The 17,803-nt window shown below is 63.3% G+C and carries 18 protein-coding genes; 6 read left to right on the forward strand and 12 right to left on the reverse strand.

From position 1 onward, the window contains the following. The first annotated feature begins 5 nt into the window (after positions 1-5). The 5 genes from ligK to EC86_RS0107540 all read left to right on the forward strand — a co-directional run bounded on the left by ligK (position 6) and on the right by EC86_RS0107540 (position 4,028). Positions 6-689 carry a 4-carboxy-4-hydroxy-2-oxoadipate aldolase/oxaloacetate decarboxylase gene (gene ligK, locus EC86_RS0107520; protein ID WP_408633916.1) on the forward strand — a complete coding sequence of 228 codons (684 nt, stop codon included), beginning with the start codon at positions 6-8 and terminating at the stop codon, positions 687-689. Between the two features lie 37 nt (positions 690-726). Beyond that, entirely contained in the window at positions 727-1,641 is a 915-nt protein-coding gene (locus EC86_RS0107525; protein ID WP_029525054.1) for an amidohydrolase family protein, read from the forward strand. A 68-nt stretch (positions 1,642-1,709) separates the two neighbouring features. Beyond that, a complete protein-coding gene (ligA, locus tag EC86_RS0107530; protein WP_029525055.1) occupies positions 1,710-2,153 on the forward strand; it encodes a protocatechuate 4,5-dioxygenase subunit alpha in 444 nt (147 codons plus the stop codon). After that, a complete protein-coding gene (locus tag EC86_RS0107535) occupies positions 2,154-3,071 on the forward strand; it encodes a class III extradiol dioxygenase subunit beta (RefSeq protein ID WP_029525056.1) in 918 nt (305 codons plus the stop codon). Beyond that, a complete protein-coding gene (locus EC86_RS0107540) occupies positions 3,072-4,028 on the forward strand; it encodes a Gfo/Idh/MocA family oxidoreductase (RefSeq protein WP_029525057.1) in 957 nt (318 codons plus the stop codon). It abuts the gene before it with no gap. A 141-nt stretch (positions 4,029-4,169) separates the two neighbouring features. On the opposite strand, the gene pcaF is transcribed toward EC86_RS0107540, so the two are convergent. From pcaF to benA, 9 genes are all read right to left on the reverse strand, one after another. Continuing rightward, positions 4,170-5,372: a 3-oxoadipyl-CoA thiolase gene (gene pcaF / locus EC86_RS0107545; RefSeq protein ID WP_029525058.1), complete on the reverse strand. Its 1,203-nt coding sequence runs from the start codon at positions 5,370-5,372 to the stop codon at positions 4,170-4,172. 31 nt (positions 5,373-5,403) lie between these two features. Further along, positions 5,404-6,048 (reverse strand): 3-oxoacid CoA-transferase subunit B, encoded by a 645-nt coding sequence (locus EC86_RS0107550; protein WP_029525059.1) that lies wholly within the window; start codon positions 6,046-6,048, stop codon positions 5,404-5,406. 14 nt (positions 6,049-6,062) lie between these two features. Continuing rightward, entirely contained in the window at positions 6,063-6,779 is a 717-nt protein-coding gene (locus tag EC86_RS0107555; RefSeq protein WP_029525060.1) for a 3-oxoacid CoA-transferase subunit A, read from the reverse strand. A 146-nt stretch (positions 6,780-6,925) separates the two neighbouring features. Continuing rightward, entirely contained in the window at positions 6,926-8,107 is a 1,182-nt protein-coding gene (locus EC86_RS0107560; protein WP_029525061.1) for a benzoate/H(+) symporter BenE family transporter, read from the reverse strand. 196 nt (positions 8,108-8,303) lie between these two features. Further along, positions 8,304-9,668, reverse strand: a complete 1,365-nt coding sequence (locus EC86_RS0107565) for an MFS transporter (protein WP_029525062.1) — start codon at positions 9,666-9,668, stop codon at positions 8,304-8,306. Between the two features lie 76 nt (positions 9,669-9,744). Further along, the gene (locus tag EC86_RS0107570) at positions 9,745-10,524 is read right to left on the reverse strand and encodes a 1,6-dihydroxycyclohexa-2,4-diene-1-carboxylate dehydrogenase (RefSeq protein ID WP_029525063.1); all 780 of its coding nucleotides are present in this window, start codon (positions 10,522-10,524) and stop codon (positions 9,745-9,747) included. Positions 10,525-10,561: 37 nt separating this feature from the next. After that, positions 10,562-11,569 carry a benzoate 1,2-dioxygenase electron transfer component BenC gene (gene benC / locus EC86_RS0107575; protein WP_029525064.1) on the reverse strand — a complete coding sequence of 336 codons (1,008 nt, stop codon included), beginning with the start codon at positions 11,567-11,569 and terminating at the stop codon, positions 10,562-10,564. 18 nt (positions 11,570-11,587) lie between these two features. Next, positions 11,588-12,076, reverse strand: a complete 489-nt coding sequence (benB, locus tag EC86_RS0107580; RefSeq protein WP_029525065.1) for a benzoate 1,2-dioxygenase small subunit — start codon at positions 12,074-12,076, stop codon at positions 11,588-11,590. A gap of 30 nt (positions 12,077-12,106) precedes the next feature. Beyond that, a complete protein-coding gene (benA, locus tag EC86_RS0107585) occupies positions 12,107-13,471 on the reverse strand; it encodes a benzoate 1,2-dioxygenase large subunit (protein WP_029525066.1) in 1,365 nt (454 codons plus the stop codon). A 426-nt stretch (positions 13,472-13,897) separates the two neighbouring features. Between benA and EC86_RS0107595 the strand changes: the two genes are divergently transcribed. Next, positions 13,898-14,839, forward strand: a complete 942-nt coding sequence (locus tag EC86_RS0107595) for a LysR family transcriptional regulator (protein WP_029525067.1) — start codon at positions 13,898-13,900, stop codon at positions 14,837-14,839. A gap of 160 nt (positions 14,840-14,999) precedes the next feature. Here the strand turns inward: EC86_RS0107595 and EC86_RS0107600 are convergent, their stop codons facing one another. The 3 genes from EC86_RS0107600 to EC86_RS0107610 all read right to left on the reverse strand — a co-directional run bounded on the left by EC86_RS0107600 (position 15,000) and on the right by EC86_RS0107610 (position 17,780). Beyond that, entirely contained in the window at positions 15,000-15,458 is a 459-nt protein-coding gene (locus EC86_RS0107600) for a bacteriohemerythrin (RefSeq protein WP_029525068.1), read from the reverse strand. 344 nt (positions 15,459-15,802) lie between these two features. Then, positions 15,803-16,723, reverse strand: a complete 921-nt coding sequence (locus tag EC86_RS0107605) for a dioxygenase family protein (protein ID WP_029525069.1) — start codon at positions 16,721-16,723, stop codon at positions 15,803-15,805. A gap of 73 nt (positions 16,724-16,796) precedes the next feature. After that, positions 16,797-17,780: a tripartite tricarboxylate transporter substrate binding protein gene (locus EC86_RS0107610; protein ID WP_029525070.1), complete on the reverse strand. Its 984-nt coding sequence runs from the start codon at positions 17,778-17,780 to the stop codon at positions 16,797-16,799. Positions 17,781-17,803 lie beyond the last annotated feature (23 nt).

The raw sequence follows: 17,803 nt of genomic DNA on the forward strand, positions 1-17,803 counted from the left end.
TGAGCATGAACCAACTCGGCGTCGTCAAGCGCAACATCGTTCGCGCCGACAAGGCGGCGGTCGAAAAACTCTCGAAATTCGGCGTCGCCACCATCCACGAGGCCATGGGCCGCGTCGGGCTGATGAAGCCCTATATGCGGCCGATCTACAAGGGCGCGAAGATCTGCGGCACGGCCGTGACCATCCTGCTGCAGCCCGGCGACAACTGGATGATGCATGTCGCCGCCGAGCAACTCCAGCCCGGCGATGTGGCCGTGGCCGCCTGCACGACAGACAATTTCGACGGTTTTTTCGGCGACCTGCTGGCCACGTCCTTCCAGGCGCGCGGCGCGATGGGCCTGATCATCGACGCCGGCGTGCGCGATGTGGACGAGCTGGAAAAGATGGGTTTCCCGGTGTTCAGCCGCGCCATTCATGCCAAGGGCACGATCAAGGCCACACTCGGCTCGGTCAACATTGCGGTGATCTGCGCCGGCGCGCTGGTCTTTCCGGGCGATGTGGTGATTGCCGATGCCGACGGTGTTGTCGTGGTTCCTGCCGCCATGGCCCAGGAAGTCGCCGACGCCGCCGAAAAGCGTGAAAGCTTCGAAGGCGAAAAACGCGAGAAGTTCGCCGCCGGCGTGCTGGGGCTGGACATGTACAAGATGCGCGAGCCGCTGGAAAAAGCCGGCCTCAAGTACATCGACTGAAGCAGTTCCAGCGGCGAAATAAAACCGAAAGAAAACCATGGAATTCACTAAAACCCCCGGCTGGCTCGACTGGTACGCCAGCCCGAGCAAACCGCGCTTCCAGGTGCCCGCCGGCAGCGTGGATGCGCATTGCCACGTGTTCGGCCCTGGCGCCGAGTTTCCCTTTGCGCCCGAACGCAAGTACACGCCCTGCGACGCGTCCAAGGCCCAGCTCTACGCGCTGCGCGACCACCTGGGCTTTGCGCGTAACGTTATCGTGCAGGCCACCTGCCACGGCGCCGACAACCGCGCCATGGTCGATGCGCTGGTCAACTCGGGCGGCAAGGCGCGCGGCGTGGCCACCGTCAAGCGCAGCGTGACCGATGAAGAACTGCAGGCCATGCATGCCGCCGGCGTGCGCGGCGTGCGCTTCAATTTCGTCAAGCGGCTGGTCGATTTCACGCCCAAGGAAGAGCTGATCGAAATCGCCAACCGCATCAAGCCGCTGGGCTGGCATGTGGTGATCTACTTCGAGGCGGTTGATTTGCCCGAGCTGTGGGACTTCTTCACCATCCTGCCGACCGATGTGGTGGTCGATCACATGGGCCGCCCCGACGTCAGCCAGCCGGTCGATGGCCCGGAGTTCGCGCTGTTCGTCAAGTTCATGCGCGAACACCCGAACGTCTGGAGCAAGGTCAGCTGCCCCGAGCGCCTGTCGCTGACCGGCCCGAAGGCTTTGAGTGGCGAGCAAAACGCCTATACCGACGTGATTCCGTTCGCCAGGCGCATCGTGGAGGAATTCCCGGATCGCGTGCTGTGGGGCACCGACTGGCCGCACCCGAACCTGAAAGACCACATGCCCGACGACGGCCTGCTGGTCGATTTCATCCCGCACATCGCCACCACACCCGAACTTCAGCAAAAACTGCTGGTCGCTAATCCGATGCGCCTGTACTGGCCAGAGGAATTCTGAAACCTTGTGGGACAGACCAAGAATTGCGCAGCAATTTTGCTCTGTCCCCAACTGACTGTAGGGAATTTATGTCACTTCAAAAAAACTACCTCGACGTTCCCGGCACCACGATTTTTGATGCCGATCAATCGCGCAAGGGCTACCACCTGAACCAGTTCTGCATGTCGCTGATGAAGGCCGAGAACCGCGAGCGCTTCAAGGCCGACGAGCGCGCCTACCTCGACGAATGGGCCATGACCGAAGACCAGAAGCTGGCTGTGCTGGCCCGCGATCTAAACAAGTGCATCAGCCTGGGCGGCAACATTTACTTTCTGGCCAAGATCGGCGCGACCGACGGCAAGAGCTTCCAGCAAATGGCCGGCTCCATGACCGGCATGACGGAAGAGGAATACCGCGACATGATGATCGCTGGCGGGCGCTCTGCCGAAGGCAACCGCGTTGTCGGCGAGGACGGCGACGCGCAGGCCCAGCACCAGCCGCAAGGTAAAACGAACCAGAAAGCGAGCGCCTGAATGGCCAAGATCACCGCCAGCGTCTACACCTCCCATGTCCCGGCCATCGGCGCCGCGCTGGACCTGGGCAAAAGCAACGAGCCCTACTGGCAGCCCGTGTTCAAGGGCTACGAGTATTCGAAACAGTGGATCAAGGACAACCCGCCCGACGTCATTTTCCTGGTCTACAACGACCACGCCACAGCCTTCAGCCTGGACATGATTCCGACCTTCGCCATCGGCACGGCGGCCGAGTTCCAGCCGGCCGACGAAGGCTGGGGGCCGCGCCCCGTGCCCACCGTGATCGGCCACCCGGAACTGGCCGCGCACATCGCGCAGTCGGTGATCCAGGACGATTTCGACCTGACCATCGTCAACAAGATGGACGTGGACCACGGCTTGAGCGTGCCGCTCAGTCTCATGTTCGGCCAGCCCCCGGCGGACGATTTCCGCTGGCCCTGCCCGGTGATTCCGTTTGCCGTCAATGTGGTGCAGTATCCGGTGCCTTCGGGCAGGCGCTGCTTCAACCTGGGCAAGGCGATCCGCAAGGCGATCGAGTCATTCGACCAGCCGCTGAACGTGCAGATATGGGGCACGGGCGGCATGAGCCACCAGCTGCAGGGTCCGCGCGCCGGGCTGATCAACAGGGAATTCGACAACGCCTTCCTCGACCGCCTGATTGCCGACCCAGAAGGCCAGGCCAGCGTGCCGCACATCGACTATGTGCGCGAAGCCGGCTCCGAAGGCATCGAGCTCGTCATGTGGCTGATTGCGCGTGGCGCAATGGACGATGTGGACCCGGCGCCGCTAGTCGCCGCAGCGCCAAGTGCTACGAAAAGTGTAGCTGTCAGCGCACACCCAGTCAGCGTAAAGCATCGTTTTTATCATGTACCCGCATCCAACACGGCCGTCGGCCACCTGATTCTGGAAAATACCTAAATGAGCAAAACCATCAAAGTCGCCCTGGCGGGCGCGGGCGCCTTCGGCATCAAGCACCTCGACGGCATCAAGAACATCGACGGCGTGGAAGTCGTCTCGCTGATCAGCCGCGACCTGGACAAGACCCGGGAAGTGGCTGACAAATACGGCATCAAGCATGTCTCCACCGACCTGGCCGATGCGCTGGCCTTGCCGGAAGTCGATGCCGTCATCCTCTGCACGCCAACCCAGATGCATGCCGAGCAGACCCTGGCCTGCCTGCGCGCCGGCAAGCATGTACAGGTGGAAATTCCGCTGGCCGACACCCTCAAGGGCGCCGGGGACGTCGTGGCGCTGCAAAAGCAGACCGGCCTGGTCGCCATGTGCGGCCACACCCGGCGCTTCAACCCCAGCCACCAGTACGTCAACCAGCAGATCACAGCCGGCAGGTTCAACATCCTGCAGATGGATGTGCAGACCTATTTTTTCCGCCGCACCAACACCAATGCGCTCGGCCAGGCGCGCAGCTGGACCGATCACCTGCTGTGGCACCATGCCGCGCACACCGTGGACCTGTTCGCCTACCAGTGCAACAGCCCCATCGTGCAGGCCAACGCCGTGCAGGGGCCGATCCACCCGGTGCTGGGCATTGCGATGGACATGTCGATCCAGCTCAAGGCCGCCAGCGGCGCCATCTGCACGCTGAGCCTGAGCTTTAACAACGACGGACCGCTGGGCACCCACTTCCGCTACATCGGCGACACGGCCACCTACCAGGCGCGCTACGACGACCTGTTCACCGGCAAGGAAGAAAAGATCGACGTCAGCCAGGTGGCCGTCAGCATGAACGGCATCGAGCTGCAGGACCGCGAATTTTTCGCCGCCATCCGCGAAGGCCGCGAGCCCAATTCCAGCGTCGGCAAGGTCTTGGCCTGCTACCAGGTGCTGCACCAGCTGGAGCAGCAGCTCAACGGGTAAACCCGTTTTCAGTTCAGTTCAGTCCATCTCCATGAGCGAAATCGCCCTGACTGGCAATAACCGCCATGGCGAATGCAGCGCTCGCATTCGCTGGCGCCAAACAGGTCCATGCGATCGGGCAGGCCAGCGGGGCTGCTGGCGTCAAACCCGCTCAAGAATGACCGCGATGCCCTGCCCCACGCCGATGCACATGGTACACAGCGCGTAACGTCCGCCCGTGGCGTGCAAGCGGTTGATGGCCGTGGTCGCCAGGCGCGCACCGGACGCGCCCAGCGGGTGGCCCAGGGCAATCGCGCCGCCCCAGGCGTTGACGCGTTCGTCGTCGTCTTGCAGACCCAGCATGCGCAGCACGGCCAGGCCTTGCGCGGCAAATGCTTCGTTCAGCTCGATGACATCGAGCTGTTCGAGCTTCAGGCCCGTGAGCGCCAGCACTTTTTCGGTCGCCGGCGCCGGACCGATGCCCATGATGCGCGGCGCCACACCGGCAGTCGCCATGCCGACCACGCGGGCGCGCGGCGTCAGGCCGTTTTTGGCGGCGCTGGCTTCATCGGCCAGCAACAGGGCGCAGGCGCCGTCGTTGACGCCGCTGGCATTGCCGGCGGTCACGCTGCCGTCCGGGCGCACCACGCCCTTGAGCCGGGCCAGCGCTTCCAGGCTGGTGGCGCGCGGGTGCTCGTCCGTGTCCACCACAATGGCATCGCCCTTTTTCTGCGGGATGCTCACCTGGATGATCTCGCGCGCCAGGTGGCCGGCCTGTTGCGCGGCCACGGCGCGCAGCTGGCTGTTCATGGCCATGCGGTCTTGCGCTTCGCGCTCGATCTTGAAGTCCACGGCCACGTTCTCGGCGGTTTCGGGCATGGAGTCCACGCCGTATTGCGCTTTCATCAGCTGGTTGACGAAGCGCCAGCCAATCGTCGTGTCGTACACCGCGTTGCTGCGGCTGAAGGCGCTTTCGGCCTTGGGCATGACGAAGGGGGCGCGGCTCATGCTCTCGACGCCGCCGGCAATCATCAAACCGGCCTCGCCCGACTTGATGGCGCGTGCGGCGGTGCCCAGCGCATCCAGGCTGGAGCCGCACAGGCGGTTGACCGTGCCGCCGGGAACTTCCGGCGGCAGGCCCGCGAGCAATGCGCTCATGCGGGCAACGTTGCGGTTGTCCTCGCCGGCCTGGTTGGCGCAGCCCAGAATCACGTCGGTGAGGACCTGCCAGTCCACGTTCGGGTTGCGCGCCATCAGCGCCCGGATCGGAATGGCGCCCAGGTCGTCGGCGCGCACGCTGCTCAGGGCGCCGCCGTAGCGGCCAAAGGGGGTGCGGATGGCGTCGCAGATAAAAGCTTGGGTCATCATGGTTTTCTCCTTGGAGGGTGGTACAGGTTCAGGCCTGGATGGGCAGGCCCAGCAGGCGTTCGAGTTCGGCAAGCTCCAGCCCCTCGACCTTGTCGATGAGCGTCAAGCCCTGCGGCGTGCATTCGAGCGTCGCCAGCTCGGAATAGATGCGCTTGACGCAGCCAATGCCGGTGAGCGGATAGGTGCATTCGCGCACCACCTTGCTGTCGCCTTTTTTGGTCAGCAAATCCATCATGACCCAGGTCTGCTTGGCGCCGATGGCCAGGTCCATGGCGCCGCCCACGGCCGGAATGGAGCCGGGCTCGCCGGTGCTCCAGTTGGCCAGGTCGCCCGTGCTGGACACCTGAAAGGCGCCCAGCACGCAAATGTCCAGGTGGCCGCCGCGCATCATGGCAAAGCTGTCGGCATGGTGAAAGTAGGCGCCGCCGGCAAGCAGCGTCACGGGCTGTTTGCCGGCGTTGATCAAGTCGAAGTCTTCCTGGCCCGCAGCGGGCGCCGGTCCCATGCCGAGGATGCCGTTTTCGCTGTGCAGCACGACTTCCCTGCCTGCAGGAATATGGTTGGCGACCTGGGTCGGCATGCCGATGCCGAGGTTGACGTAAGCGCCATCGAAGATGTCCTGGGCGACGCGCTTGGCCAGCTCGTCCTTGGTGCGTTTGGTGTAGTGGCTCATGGGGGTTCTTCAGCTTAGGCGGCTTGCTTGAAACCACCGGCTTCGGTGGCGACGTGGTCAATCCTGACAATCCTGGACACATGGATGCCCGGCGTGACGATGGCTTCGGGGTCGAGCGCCCCAAGTTCGACAATCTGGTGCACGGTGGCAATGGTGCGCCTGGCGGCCGTGGCCATCACCGGGCCGAAGTTGCGCGCCGCCTTGCGGTACACCAGGTTGCCCCAGCGGTCGCCGCTTTCGGCCTTGATCAGGGCCACGTCGCCGTAGATCGGGAACTCCAGCACATACGGCTTGCCGTCGATGACGCGGGTTTCCTTGGCGCTGCCGTCGGCGTTCCTGGCCAGCTCGGTGCCAAAGCCGGTGGGCGTGAAGAAAGCACCCACGCCGGCGCCGGCGGCGCGCAGGCGCTCGGCCAGGTTGCCCTGGGGCACCAGTTCGAGTTCGATCTGGCCGCTGCGGTAAAGCGCATCGAACACGAAAGAATCGGCCTGGCGCGGAAAGCTGCAGATGATCTTGCGCACGCGCCCGGTCTTGAGCAGCGCGGCCAGCCCGGTGTCGCCGTTGCCGGCGTTGTTGTTGACCACCGTCAGGTCGCGCGCGCCCTGCTCTATCAGCCCGTCGATGAGTTCGATGGGAATGCCGGCGGTGCCGAAGCCACCGATCAGCACCGTGGCGCCGTCTGGCGTATCCGCCAGGGCCTCGGCAATCGAGGCGGAAATTTTATTGATCACTTGATGCGTCTCCTGAAAACGTTTTTACATGAAAAAGACAAGCTGCTATTTGTACGTCATAAGCGCAGCATTTCCCGGCTGCTGCGCTGCAACCCGATGAACAAAAGCAGCGCGAAAAAGATTGAAGCTTGCGCCTCAAGCCATCATCAAAGCCTCGCCTTTGCAGGCACAAGCCATGGCTTGTGCAGCAGCAAATAGGCCACCACGCCAATCACCATGCCCCAGAACGCCGACCCCAGGCCCCAGAACGACATGCCTGAGGCGGTGGCCAGAAAGGTGATGACCGATGCTTCCCGGTGATTGGCGTCGTTCATGGCATCGGCCACGCTGCCCCCAATCGCGCCCAGCAGGGCCAGCCCGGCCAGCACGGCGATCAGTTCCTTGGGCAAGGCCGCAAAAAACAGGATGATGGTGCCGGCAAAGCAGCCGCCCACCAGGTAAAACACGCCGTTGGCAATGCCGGCCACGTAGCGTTTTTTGGGGTCTTCATGCGCATCCTTGCCGGTACACAGCGCCGCCGTGATGGCCGCGATCACAATCGTGATGCCGCCGAAAAACGCCACGCCAAGGGAGGCCAGGCTGGTCGTGATGATGATGGGACGCGCCGGCGTGCCGTAGCCCGAACTGCGCAAGATGGCCATGCCCGGCAGGAACTGCCCCGTCACGCTGACCAGCACCAGCGGCAGCGCCAGGCTCAAGGTGGCGCCCCAGGTCCACTCGGGCTTGATGAACACCGGGCGGGCCAGGGTCCAGGTGACGCCAGCCAGGCTCACGCCCTCGACGGCCACCGCCAGCGCCAGGCCGACCACCAGCAGGATCACCAGGCAATAGCGCGGCAGCAAGCGTCTGAACAGCAGATAGGTGCCGATCATGGCAAAGGTCAATGCCGGCATGGCGCCGACCGCCTGGAACGCGCCGACGCCGAACTGGAACAAGATGCCCGCCATCATGGCGCTGGCAATGCCCTTGGGGATGGCCTGCACCAGCTTGTCAAAATAACCGGACACGCCAATGATGAAGATCATGACCGCCGACACCAGGTAGGCCCCGACGGCCTGCTCCAGCGTGATGGCGGGGAACAAGGTCACCAGCAAGGCCGTGCCCGGCGCGGACCAGGCCGTGATGACCGGCACCTTGAGCCACCCGCTCAGCAAGATGCCCGACAGCCCGGCGCCGATGGAGATGGCCCAGACCCAGGACGACATCATTTCGGCCGAGACGTGGGCGCTTTGGCCGGCCTGGAAAAAGATCACCAGCGGCCCGGCATAGGAAATCAGCACGGCCAGGAAACCTGCCGTGACGGCTGACAGGGAAAAGTCTTTTTTCATGAAAATGCTGCCCTCGAACACAAACACCGCTGCAACCCCACCATCACGGCGCGCAAGGGGCCTGACAGCTTTTTGCTACTTAATTCATAGCTGCTTGCGCATACCAGAACTGCGGAAAAGACCTATTTGATGCTTAAAAGTTACCTGCGGGTTCAAAAAATTCGCCCGGGTCCGCAAGAACCGGAGCGCTTGCTGCTTACTTGGCCGCCATCGCTGAAGCCGCAGGCGTCAGCACGCTCACGCTGTCATGGCTGGCCGATGCGGAGCGGCGGTGGTTGATCATCGACGCGGCAATCATCGCGATCACCGCGGGAATGGCAATGGCCATGAAGTTCTGCTCCAGCGGCAGCGACATGCCCACCAGCGTGCCGATCACGATGGGCGCCAGGATGGCGCCACTGCGGCCCACGCCCGACGCCCAGCCAATGCCGGTCGAGCGGATCGCCATCGGGTAGAACTGGCCGGCATAGGCATAGGTGACGATCTGCGTGCCAATCGTCGAGGCACCGGTCAGCCCGACCAGCAGGAACAGCACTTCGTTCGGCACCTTGAAGCCCAGCAGCGTGATCGACACCGCCGCCAGCGCATACATGCCCACCAGCACATACTTGATGTGGAAGCGGTCGGCCAGCCAGCCGCCGCCGACCGCGCCGATCATGGCGCCGAAGTTCAGCACCAGCACGAAGGTCAGCGCCGAACCCAGGCTGTAGCCGGCGCCCGCCATCAGCTTGGTCAGCCACGAACTGAGCGCATAGACCATGAACAGGCACATGAAGAAGGTGATCCAGAACATCAGGGTGCTAAAACCCCGTCCGTCCTGGAACAGCTTGCCGACCGGCGCGCCCTGGGCCTTGTCCGCCGAGGGCAGCGCGAAGCGGTCATCGGCCTGGGGCCGGTAGCCGGGCGACATCTGCGAGACGATGTTCTTCAACTCGTCCAGCCGGTTTTCCTTGATCAGGAAGGGCATCGACTCGGGCATCGACTTCAGGATGAACGGGATCAGCAGCACCGGCACACCGGCGGCCAGGAAGACGGACGCCCAGCCGTAGGACTCGATCAGCCCCTTGCCCAGCAAGGCGGCCAGCATGCCGCCGACGGCATAGCCGCTGAACATCAGCGTGACCATCGTGGAGCGAATCCTCTTGGGTGAATACTCGGTCATCTGCGCCACCAGGTTGGGCATGACGCCGCCAATGCCCAGGCCGGCCAGGAAGCGCATCGCGCTGAACGTGTAGGGGTTGTCGGTAAAACCGGCGGCGGCGGTGAACACGCTGAACAGGAAAATGCAGATCGCAATCGCCTTGCGCCGGCCGATCTTGTCGGCGATGGTGCCCAGGAAAATGGCGCCGAACATCATGCCGAACAGGGCCGAGCTGACCATGAAGCCGGCGTTCTGGGCGGTCACGCCCATCTCCTTCATGATCGATGGCAGCGCGATTCCGGCCACGGCCAGGTCGTAGCCGTCAAAAATGATGATCAGGGCGCACCAGAGCAGCACCTTGCCGTGAAAGCCATTGAATCGGGCCTCGTCGGACAGCTTGTGAACGTCAATTTGTCGCATGGTATTTGTCTCGCTTGTAGGGATATTGAGGGGACAGGATTCTTGGCGTCCTGCTTAAGTGGATGAAAAAATGGCCTCAGCCGAGATCGCCGCCGCCCACCGGCATCGTGACGCCGGTGATGTAGGAAGCCTCGTCGGAGGCGAGGAACAAGATGGCGCTGACCTGCTCGTCAATCGTGCCGTAGCGCTTCATCAGGCTCGACGAAAGGGTCTGGTCGATGATTTGCTGGTACCAGACTTTTTCCTGCGGAGTCTGCTCGGCCGCGTTGCGCGGAATGCGGCGCGGCGGCGCCTCGGTGCCGCCCGTGGCGACCGCATTGACGCGCACGCCACGCTCGGCCGTCTCCATCGCCAAACAAGCCGTCAGCGCATTGACACCGCCCTTGGCCGCGCCATAGGGCACGCGGTTGAGGCTGCGCGTGGCAATCGACGACACGTTGACAATCGCGCCGCTGGCCTGTTTGAGCATCTGGGGCAAAGCCGCATGGCAGCACCACAGGGTCGGGAACAGCGAGCGGCGCACTTCGGCCTCGATCTCGTCCACCTGGTAATGCTCGAACGGCTTGGCCCAGATGGTGCCGCCGACGTTGTTTATCAGGATGTCCAGCCGGCCGAAGCGCTCGATGGCGGATTGCATGACCTGCTGGCAGTCGGCGCTTTTTTCCATGTCGGCCGTCAGCGCGAGCAAGTCGGTGGACGTAGCCAGCAGTTCATCGCGCAGCTCATAGACCAGATCGGAGCGGTCAACCAGCACCAGGCGGGCGCCTTCGCCGGCCAGGCGCAAGGCCACGCTGCGGCCAATGCCCTGGGCCGCGCCGGTGACCACCGCGACCTTGTTGTGAAAACGTGGATTCATGATGACTTCTTGAAGAATGGAAGGATGAACAGCGCAATCAGGCGCTGGCGGCGAATTTTTCGTAGTGAAAGCTCGCCGGCTGAATGCCTTGTTCACGGATGAAGTGGTTGACCGCCTCGACCATGGGCGGCGGGCCGCACAGGTAGATGTCCACATTGCCGTCGTGCAGGTGGGCGGGCTCGATGTGCTGCGTCACATAGCCTTTTTTCGGCTGGCGGCTCTCGGCGCTGGCCACGCAGGCGGCAAAGGTGAAGTTCGGGATGCGGGCCGCAAAGGCTTCGAGCTTGTCCATGTCCACCAGGTCGGCGTCGTGCGTCACGCCATAAATCAGGTGCAGCGGATGCGCGCTGCCCTGCTCGGCGATTTTCTCCAGCATGGCGGTGAAGGGCGCCAGGCCGGTGCCGCCGGCCAGCATCAGCACCGGCCGCTTGATGTCGCGCAGGTAAAAGCTGCCCAGCGGGCCGGCCAGCGTCATGCGCTCGCCAGGCTTGGCCAGGGCCGTCAGGTAGCTGCTCATCAGGCCGCCGGGCACATTGCGGATCAAAAAGGACACCTGGCCGTCCTTGATCAGCGAACTGAACGAATAGGCGCGGGTCTGGGCGCTGCCGGGCACCTGCAGGTTGACGTACTGGCCGGGCAGGAAAGCCAGCTTGTTCAGCGCGTCGCTCTGGACCGACAGGGAAATCGTGCTGGGCGAGAGCTGGCGCACCTCGCTGATGGCCGCTTCGTAGCTGGCCTGCTGGGTGCGGCAGACGCTGGACGACGACGGCACGCGGACGACGCAATTGCTTTGCGCACGCATCTGGCAGGTCAGCACGAAGCCTTCGGCGGCCTCTTCCTCGGTCAGCGCGTCGTCGATGTACTCGCCCATCGTGAACTGGCCGGACTCGGCAAAGCACTTGCAGGTGCCGCAGGCGCCATCGCGGCAGTCCAGCGGCAGGTTCACGCCCTGGCGGTAGGCCGCATCGGCGACGGTTTCAAGGGGGGAAGCGTCTATGAAGCGGGTCACGCCGTCTTCAAACTGCAACGCGATATGGTGGCTCATAGTGTTTTTCCTTTCCACTCAGATGTGATAAACGTCGATGACGTGGTGGATGTAGTCGTTTTTCAGCACGACGCGCTTGCGCTTGATCACCGGCTGCGCGCCTGACACATCAAGCGTGTAGTGCGAGGTGCCGAAGTAGCTGTCCGTCATGCTGTAGCGGTAGCTCAGCGTGTGCCAGTTGAAGCGCACCTGCACCTCGCTGCCGTCCTGCGACACGATCTCGACATTCGAGAGGTGATGGCCGGTGCGCGGCTCGGGCATGCTGGCGGCCGAACGCTCGGTCTTGATGCGGAACACCCGGTCTTCCAGGCCGCCCCGGTTGGCGTAGTAGATCAGCGAAATTTCGGATTGCGGGTCGCGCGTCATCTCGCCGTCGTCGTCCCAGGCGGGCATCCAGAATTCGGCATCCGGCGCGTAGCAGGTCAGCCACTCGTCCCACTGCCGGTCGTCGAGCAGACGGGCTTCGCGGTAGAGGAAGGCTTGAACTTGGTCAATCGTCATGGTCATGGCTTGTCTCTCAGTCTTTTTCAGGCGTGTTCAGGCTTTTTCGGAATCAACGACGCCAACGGCGCGCTGCATGGCTTCGAGCCAGTAGCGGTGCTGTTCGGTGTACAGGCCCTCGTCCTCGGTCTTGACGCCGCTGAGCGTGGGGTGCAAATCGATTTCCCGGGCGGCGGCATCGGCGCCTTCGACCCAGTGGGTCGCGCCGCGGCACATGTCGTTCCAGGGCAGGGCAATGCCGGCATAGCCTTGCTGGCAGGCGCGGAACTCTTCCAGGTCGTCGGGCGTGGCCATGCCGGTGGCGTTGAAGAAGTCTTCGTACTGGCGCACGCGGCGGGTGCGCGCCTCGGCCGATTCGCCCTTGGGCGCGATGCAGTAGATGGTGACTTCGGTCTTGTCCACCGAGATCGGGCGCAGCACGCGGATCTGCGAGCCGAACTGGTCCATCAGGTACACGTTGGGGTACAGGCACAGGTTGCGCGAGTGGTTGATCATCCAGTCGGCGCGGGCCTGGCCGAATTTTTCAACCAGTTCGCCCCGGATGGCATAGGCCGGACGGTCTTCCGGGTTGGCCCACTTGGTCCACAGCAGCATGTGGCCATGCTCGAAGGAATAAAAGCCGCCGCCCTGCTTGGCCCAGCTGCCCGCGTCCATCGCCTTGACGTTGTCGCCGGCTTCGCTTTGCTTGCGGTGGTTGGTGGTGGCCGCGTAATTCCAGTGCACCGAGCTGACGTGGTAGCCGTCGGCGCCGTTTTCGGTCTGCAGTTTCCAGTTGCCGTCGTAGGTGTAGGTGGATGCGCCGCGCAGCACTTCCAGGCCCTCGGGCGACTGGTCCACGATCATGTCGATGATCTTGGTGGCTTCGCCCAGGAATTCGGACAGCGGCTTGACATCGTCGTTCAGGCTGCCGAACAGGAAACCCCGGTAGCTCTCAAAGCGCGCAATCTTCTTCAGGTCATGGCTGCCTTCCTTGTTGAAGGACTCGGGGTAGCCCGCGTCGTTGCCGTCCTTGACCTTGAGCAGCTTGCCGCTGTTGTTGAAGGTCCAGCCGTGGAAGGTGCAGGTGAAGTTGGCCTTGTTGCCCTTTTTGCGGCGGGCCAGCGTGGCGCCCCGGTGCGAACAGGCGTTGATGAGGGCGTTGAGCTGGCCCTGCTTGTTGCGCGTGATCACGATGGGCTGGCGGCCGATATAGGTCGTGAAATAGTCGTTGTTGTCCGGAATCTGGCTTTCGTGGGCCAGGTAGATCCAGTTGGCTTCAAACAGGTGCTTGACCTCCAGCTCGAACAGCTCGGGATCGGTGAAGGCGGCGCGATTGAGCTGATAGATGTGCTGCTCTTTGTCTTCGACCAGCATGCCATCGAGTCGATTCTGGACGCTGGAAGTGTGCGTAGGGATGCTCATAAAAATAGTCTCCGTTCTTGTCTCGTTTGCATGGAACCCCTGCAACGATGCATTGATTGGTGCATTGCCACAGGAAAAATTTATGCGTTTTCGGCATGCAAGGCGATGGGGTCTGGAAACAATGCCGCAAGGCAATCAAGCCCTGGCTTCCGACCCACCCTCGCATTGCCCACACAGACGCACTGGATGCGGCGACTCGCCGCCGCATGGATCAATTTTCTTGTTGCTTGTCTCTCTTTCCTTGCGGGAAAGAACCTTTGGCGATTGCTTCAACCCAGGGGTGGCGGGTTGGCAGTGCCCTGAAGGCAACCGGTCAGGCGGCACTTCAGCAAGGTCTGTTTTTTTTGTTCCTGGGTCGATTCTGGAATAAAGTGGCGCGGATATCCAAGACCGTTTTGGACCTACTTCATACCTAAAAGGCATGCAATGGATTTTCGGCACTTCAAGTATTTCGTGGCCGTGGCCGAAGAACGCAGCTTCACCCGGGCAGCCGAGCGGCTGCACATCTCGCAGCCGCCGCTGAGCCGGCAGATCCAGCAGCTTGAAGACGAGATCGGCATGAAGCTGCTGGAACGCGATGCCCGGCCGCTGCGGCTGACCGAAGCGGGACGCTTTTTTTATGCCCGCGCCGTGCGCCTGCTGGAGCAGGTCAACGAGACCGTCACCATGACGCGGCGCATTGCCCAGGTGGAGCGGCGGCTGGTGATCGGCTTTGTGCCCTCGACCATGTACGGCGCGCTGCCGCGCATTGCCCGGCTGTTTCGCGCCGTCAAGCCGCAGACCGAGCTGGTGCTGGTGGAAAAACTCTCGGTGGAACAAAACGAGGCGCTCAACGCCGGGCGCATCGACGTGGGCTTTGGCCGGCTGCGGCTGGACGATCCGCGCGTCAAGCGCGAGGTGCTGCGCGAAGAGCCGCTGGTGCTCGCCATTCCGGCCGAGCATCCGCTGGCCGGCGCCGCCACGCCCTTGAGCCTGCTGGCGGCCGTGCCATACACGCTGCTGATTTACCCGCGCTCGCCCCGGCCGAGCTACGCCGACCAGGTGCTGTCGCTGTTTCGTGACAAGGGCGTCGAGCCGATGACAGTCCACGAGGTGCAGGAAATGCAGACTGCGCTGGGCCTGGTCGCGTCAGGCATGGGCGTGTGCGTGGTGCCTGCCAGCGCGCAGCGGCTGCGGCGCGACGAGGTGGTGTACCGCCCGCTGCTCGAATCCAGCGCGGTCTCGCCCATCATCATGTGTACGCGGCTGAACGACCAGTCGGAGGACATCGTGCTGCTGCGCTCGCTGATCGACGAGGTGTACCGCGCGCAGGCGGCTGAAAAACTGCTGGCCGATAGCCCGCCGCCGCCTGCCGGCGCCGAGGCTTGACCAGTGCCCTGTCAGGCACATAGTGTCGGGAGATCGCGTCGCCAGCGGCGTGCAGCGCAAGGCGCAGACCGCAGCCAGGGCTGAAGCCTTGGCAAGGGCTGCAACGCGGCGATGCGCGGCGATGGCCAGCGAGAACCGGCAGTTTGCGCCTGACGCGACACTAGCGCAGGGACAAGCCGCGCCTGAGCACCACCGGCTTGCCGCCCATGGTCCGGCTGAACATCCAGTGCGCCAGGGCCGAATCGAGCTGGTCCGCGTGCTGGGGGAACCACTGGGCCAGCTGCGCCACCAGATCGCGGCAGATCGCCACATCACCTTGCGCCAGCAGGCCCTGCACTTCCTCGACCGACTGCATCACCGCCGCATGCTCGTCCATGTGGCATCCCCGGGGCGGGAATTCGGTGGTCAGCATCCATTCGTTTTCCATCTCGAAGTGCTGCCGCAGGTGCATGGCAAACTCCGCCAGCAAGGCCGGCAGCGCGTCATCTTCTGCGCGCTGCATCAGGCCGATCAGGTCAACGAATTCCTGATGCACCTCGTCAATCGGCGTGTAGCCCAGCAGGAACTGGTCGTTCCATTGCAGGGAAATGGAAGCATCGAGGGGTTCGGTAGTCGCCATGGTCAACACCTTCAAAACGGGGGGAAACACACACAGGCAGATGGGCGGGCCAACGCTGCGAAGACTAAAAGCGCATTCGTTTTTAGCAGCAAACGACCTTTAAGCATCAAATAGGCCTTTAGCGCACAGTTGGTATGCGCAAGCAGCTATTAATTCAGTAGCAAAAGCTGCCTGGCGCTTGAACGCCGAGAGTACACGTCAACGTGATTTCGCGCCAACACCCTGAAATTGCCACGCCGAAACGCATCTGCAACACACTCAGGTCAAACGCCGGCCAGGGAAAGCTCCTCTGGCCGGCGTTGGCATAGCTGCTTAACGAACCGAGGTTCGTGGGGCGCTCAAACTCAGGCGTTGGCGGTCACGCGCGCCATGCGGGCGGCGGGCGACGTTTCGTCTTCGTTCAGGGCCTTTTGCATCACGAAGTTGAAGCGCGAACGGGTGAACGGCGCCGTGATGCCCAGCGACTCGTAGCCAGCCGGAGCGACATCATTTTCCAGTTCAATGATCAGCCCATCGCGGGTGGCGAAGGCAAAGTCGTCGTCGATGTAGGTGTCGCCCGGAATGTTGACCTGGGTGGTCAGCGTGCGCAGGCCGGGCGCGACCACCAGGAAGTGGATGTGCGCAGGACGCTTGCCGTGCCGGCCCAGCGCTTCAAACAGCTCGGCGGTGGGGCTGTTCGGCGGAATGCCGTAGCCTGGTGGCAGGAAGGAGCGGAAACGGTAATTGCCTTGCGCATCGGTCTCGATACGGCGGCGCAACTCGTAGGGCTTCATGCCGGGGAAGAAGTGCGAGTAGCCGCCCACTTCGTTGGCATGCCACACGTCCATCATGGCGTTGGCCACAGGCTGGCCGTCAGTGTCCAGCACCTGGCCTTCCATCACGAAAATCTCACCCTTGGGCTCGCCCTCGTCCAGGCGGGTTTCCACCTGGGTTGTGGGGGCGCCGGCGACGAACAGCGGGCCTTCGATGGCGCGCGGCGTGCCGGCGGCGCGGCCGGCTTTTTCATCGGCTTCGTCCAGCCGGATGTCGATCAGCCGGTCAAAACCCAGGCCGGCGGTGATCAGGCCGAACTGGCCGGTCTGGCCCAGGCGGGTCAGCCAGTCCACGGCCTTCCAGAATTCGTCGGGCGTGACGTCCATCTCGTCAATGGTCTTGAACAGATCGGTGACGATGCGCTGGGTCAGGGCGCGGACGCGCGGATTGCCTTGCGCAATCTGCTTGGTGTTGACCAGTTCCAGCAATTGGGCTTGGTTGAGTTCATTCATGGTGGTATCTCCTGGGGGTGGTTTTATGGTGGGAACGGGGGGGAAAAGGAAAAGGTTGTTGTGCGCAATGCACTCAGTCCAGCTTGATGCCGCGCTCGGCAATCAGCTTGCTCCAGCGGGCTGATTCGCGCGTCAGGTGCGCGGCCAGCTCGTCGGGCGTCGAACCAACGGGTTCGGCGCCAATCGTCTCAAAGCGGGCGCGCACATCGGGCTGCTTCATGGCATCGAGCAAGGCGGCGTTGAGCCTGGCGATCACCGGCTTGGGCGTTCCGGCCGGCATGAACACGGCAAACCAGGGCGACACTTCGTAGCCGGGCACACCGGCTTCGGCCAGCGTGGGCACATTGGGCAAGGCGCTGGAGCGCCTGGCGGTGGTCACGCCCAGCGCGCGCAGCTTGCCCGACTCGATGTGGGGCCGGGCCGAGGTGATGCTGTCAAACATGTAGTTGACCTGGCCGCCGAGCAGGTCCGCCACGGCCGGGCCGCTGCCCTTGTAGGGGACGTGCAGCATGTCGATTTTTGCCAGGGAGGTGAACACTTCCCCCGCCAGATGGATCGAGGTGCCGTTACCGGCCGAGGCGTAGGTCAGTTTGCCGGGCTCCTTTTTGGCGACGGCCACCAGATCGGCCACGGTCTTGACGCCGGGCTGGGTCGAATTGGTCACCAGCACGTTGGGCACCACGGCCAGCAGGCTCACCGGGGCAAAGTCCTTGACCGGATCGTAGTTGAGCTTGCCGTACAGCGGCTTGTTGGTCGCCATGCCGATGGAGGTGATCATCAATGTGTAGCCGTCAGCGGGCGCCTTGGCGACAAAATCGGCACCGATGTTGCCGCCCGCGCCGGGCTTGTTCTCGATGACGAAGGGCTGGCCCAGTGTCTTGCCGGCTTTCTCGCCGAGCGTGCGGGCAATCGCGTCCATGGCGCCGCCTGGGGGGAAGGGAACGATCCAGCGGATTGGTTTGCTGGGCCAGTCGACGCCGGCAGCCTGCGCGTGGGCAGCAGGCGCGGCGGCCAGGGCGAGGCCTGCGGCCAGCAGGGTGAGCAGTTGAGTTTTCAAGGCCTTGTCTCCGTGGATTTTTT

This window comes from Polaromonas glacialis (assembly GCF_000709345.1).
Classification (GTDB): Bacteria; Pseudomonadota; Gammaproteobacteria; order Burkholderiales; family Burkholderiaceae_C; genus Polaromonas; species Polaromonas glacialis.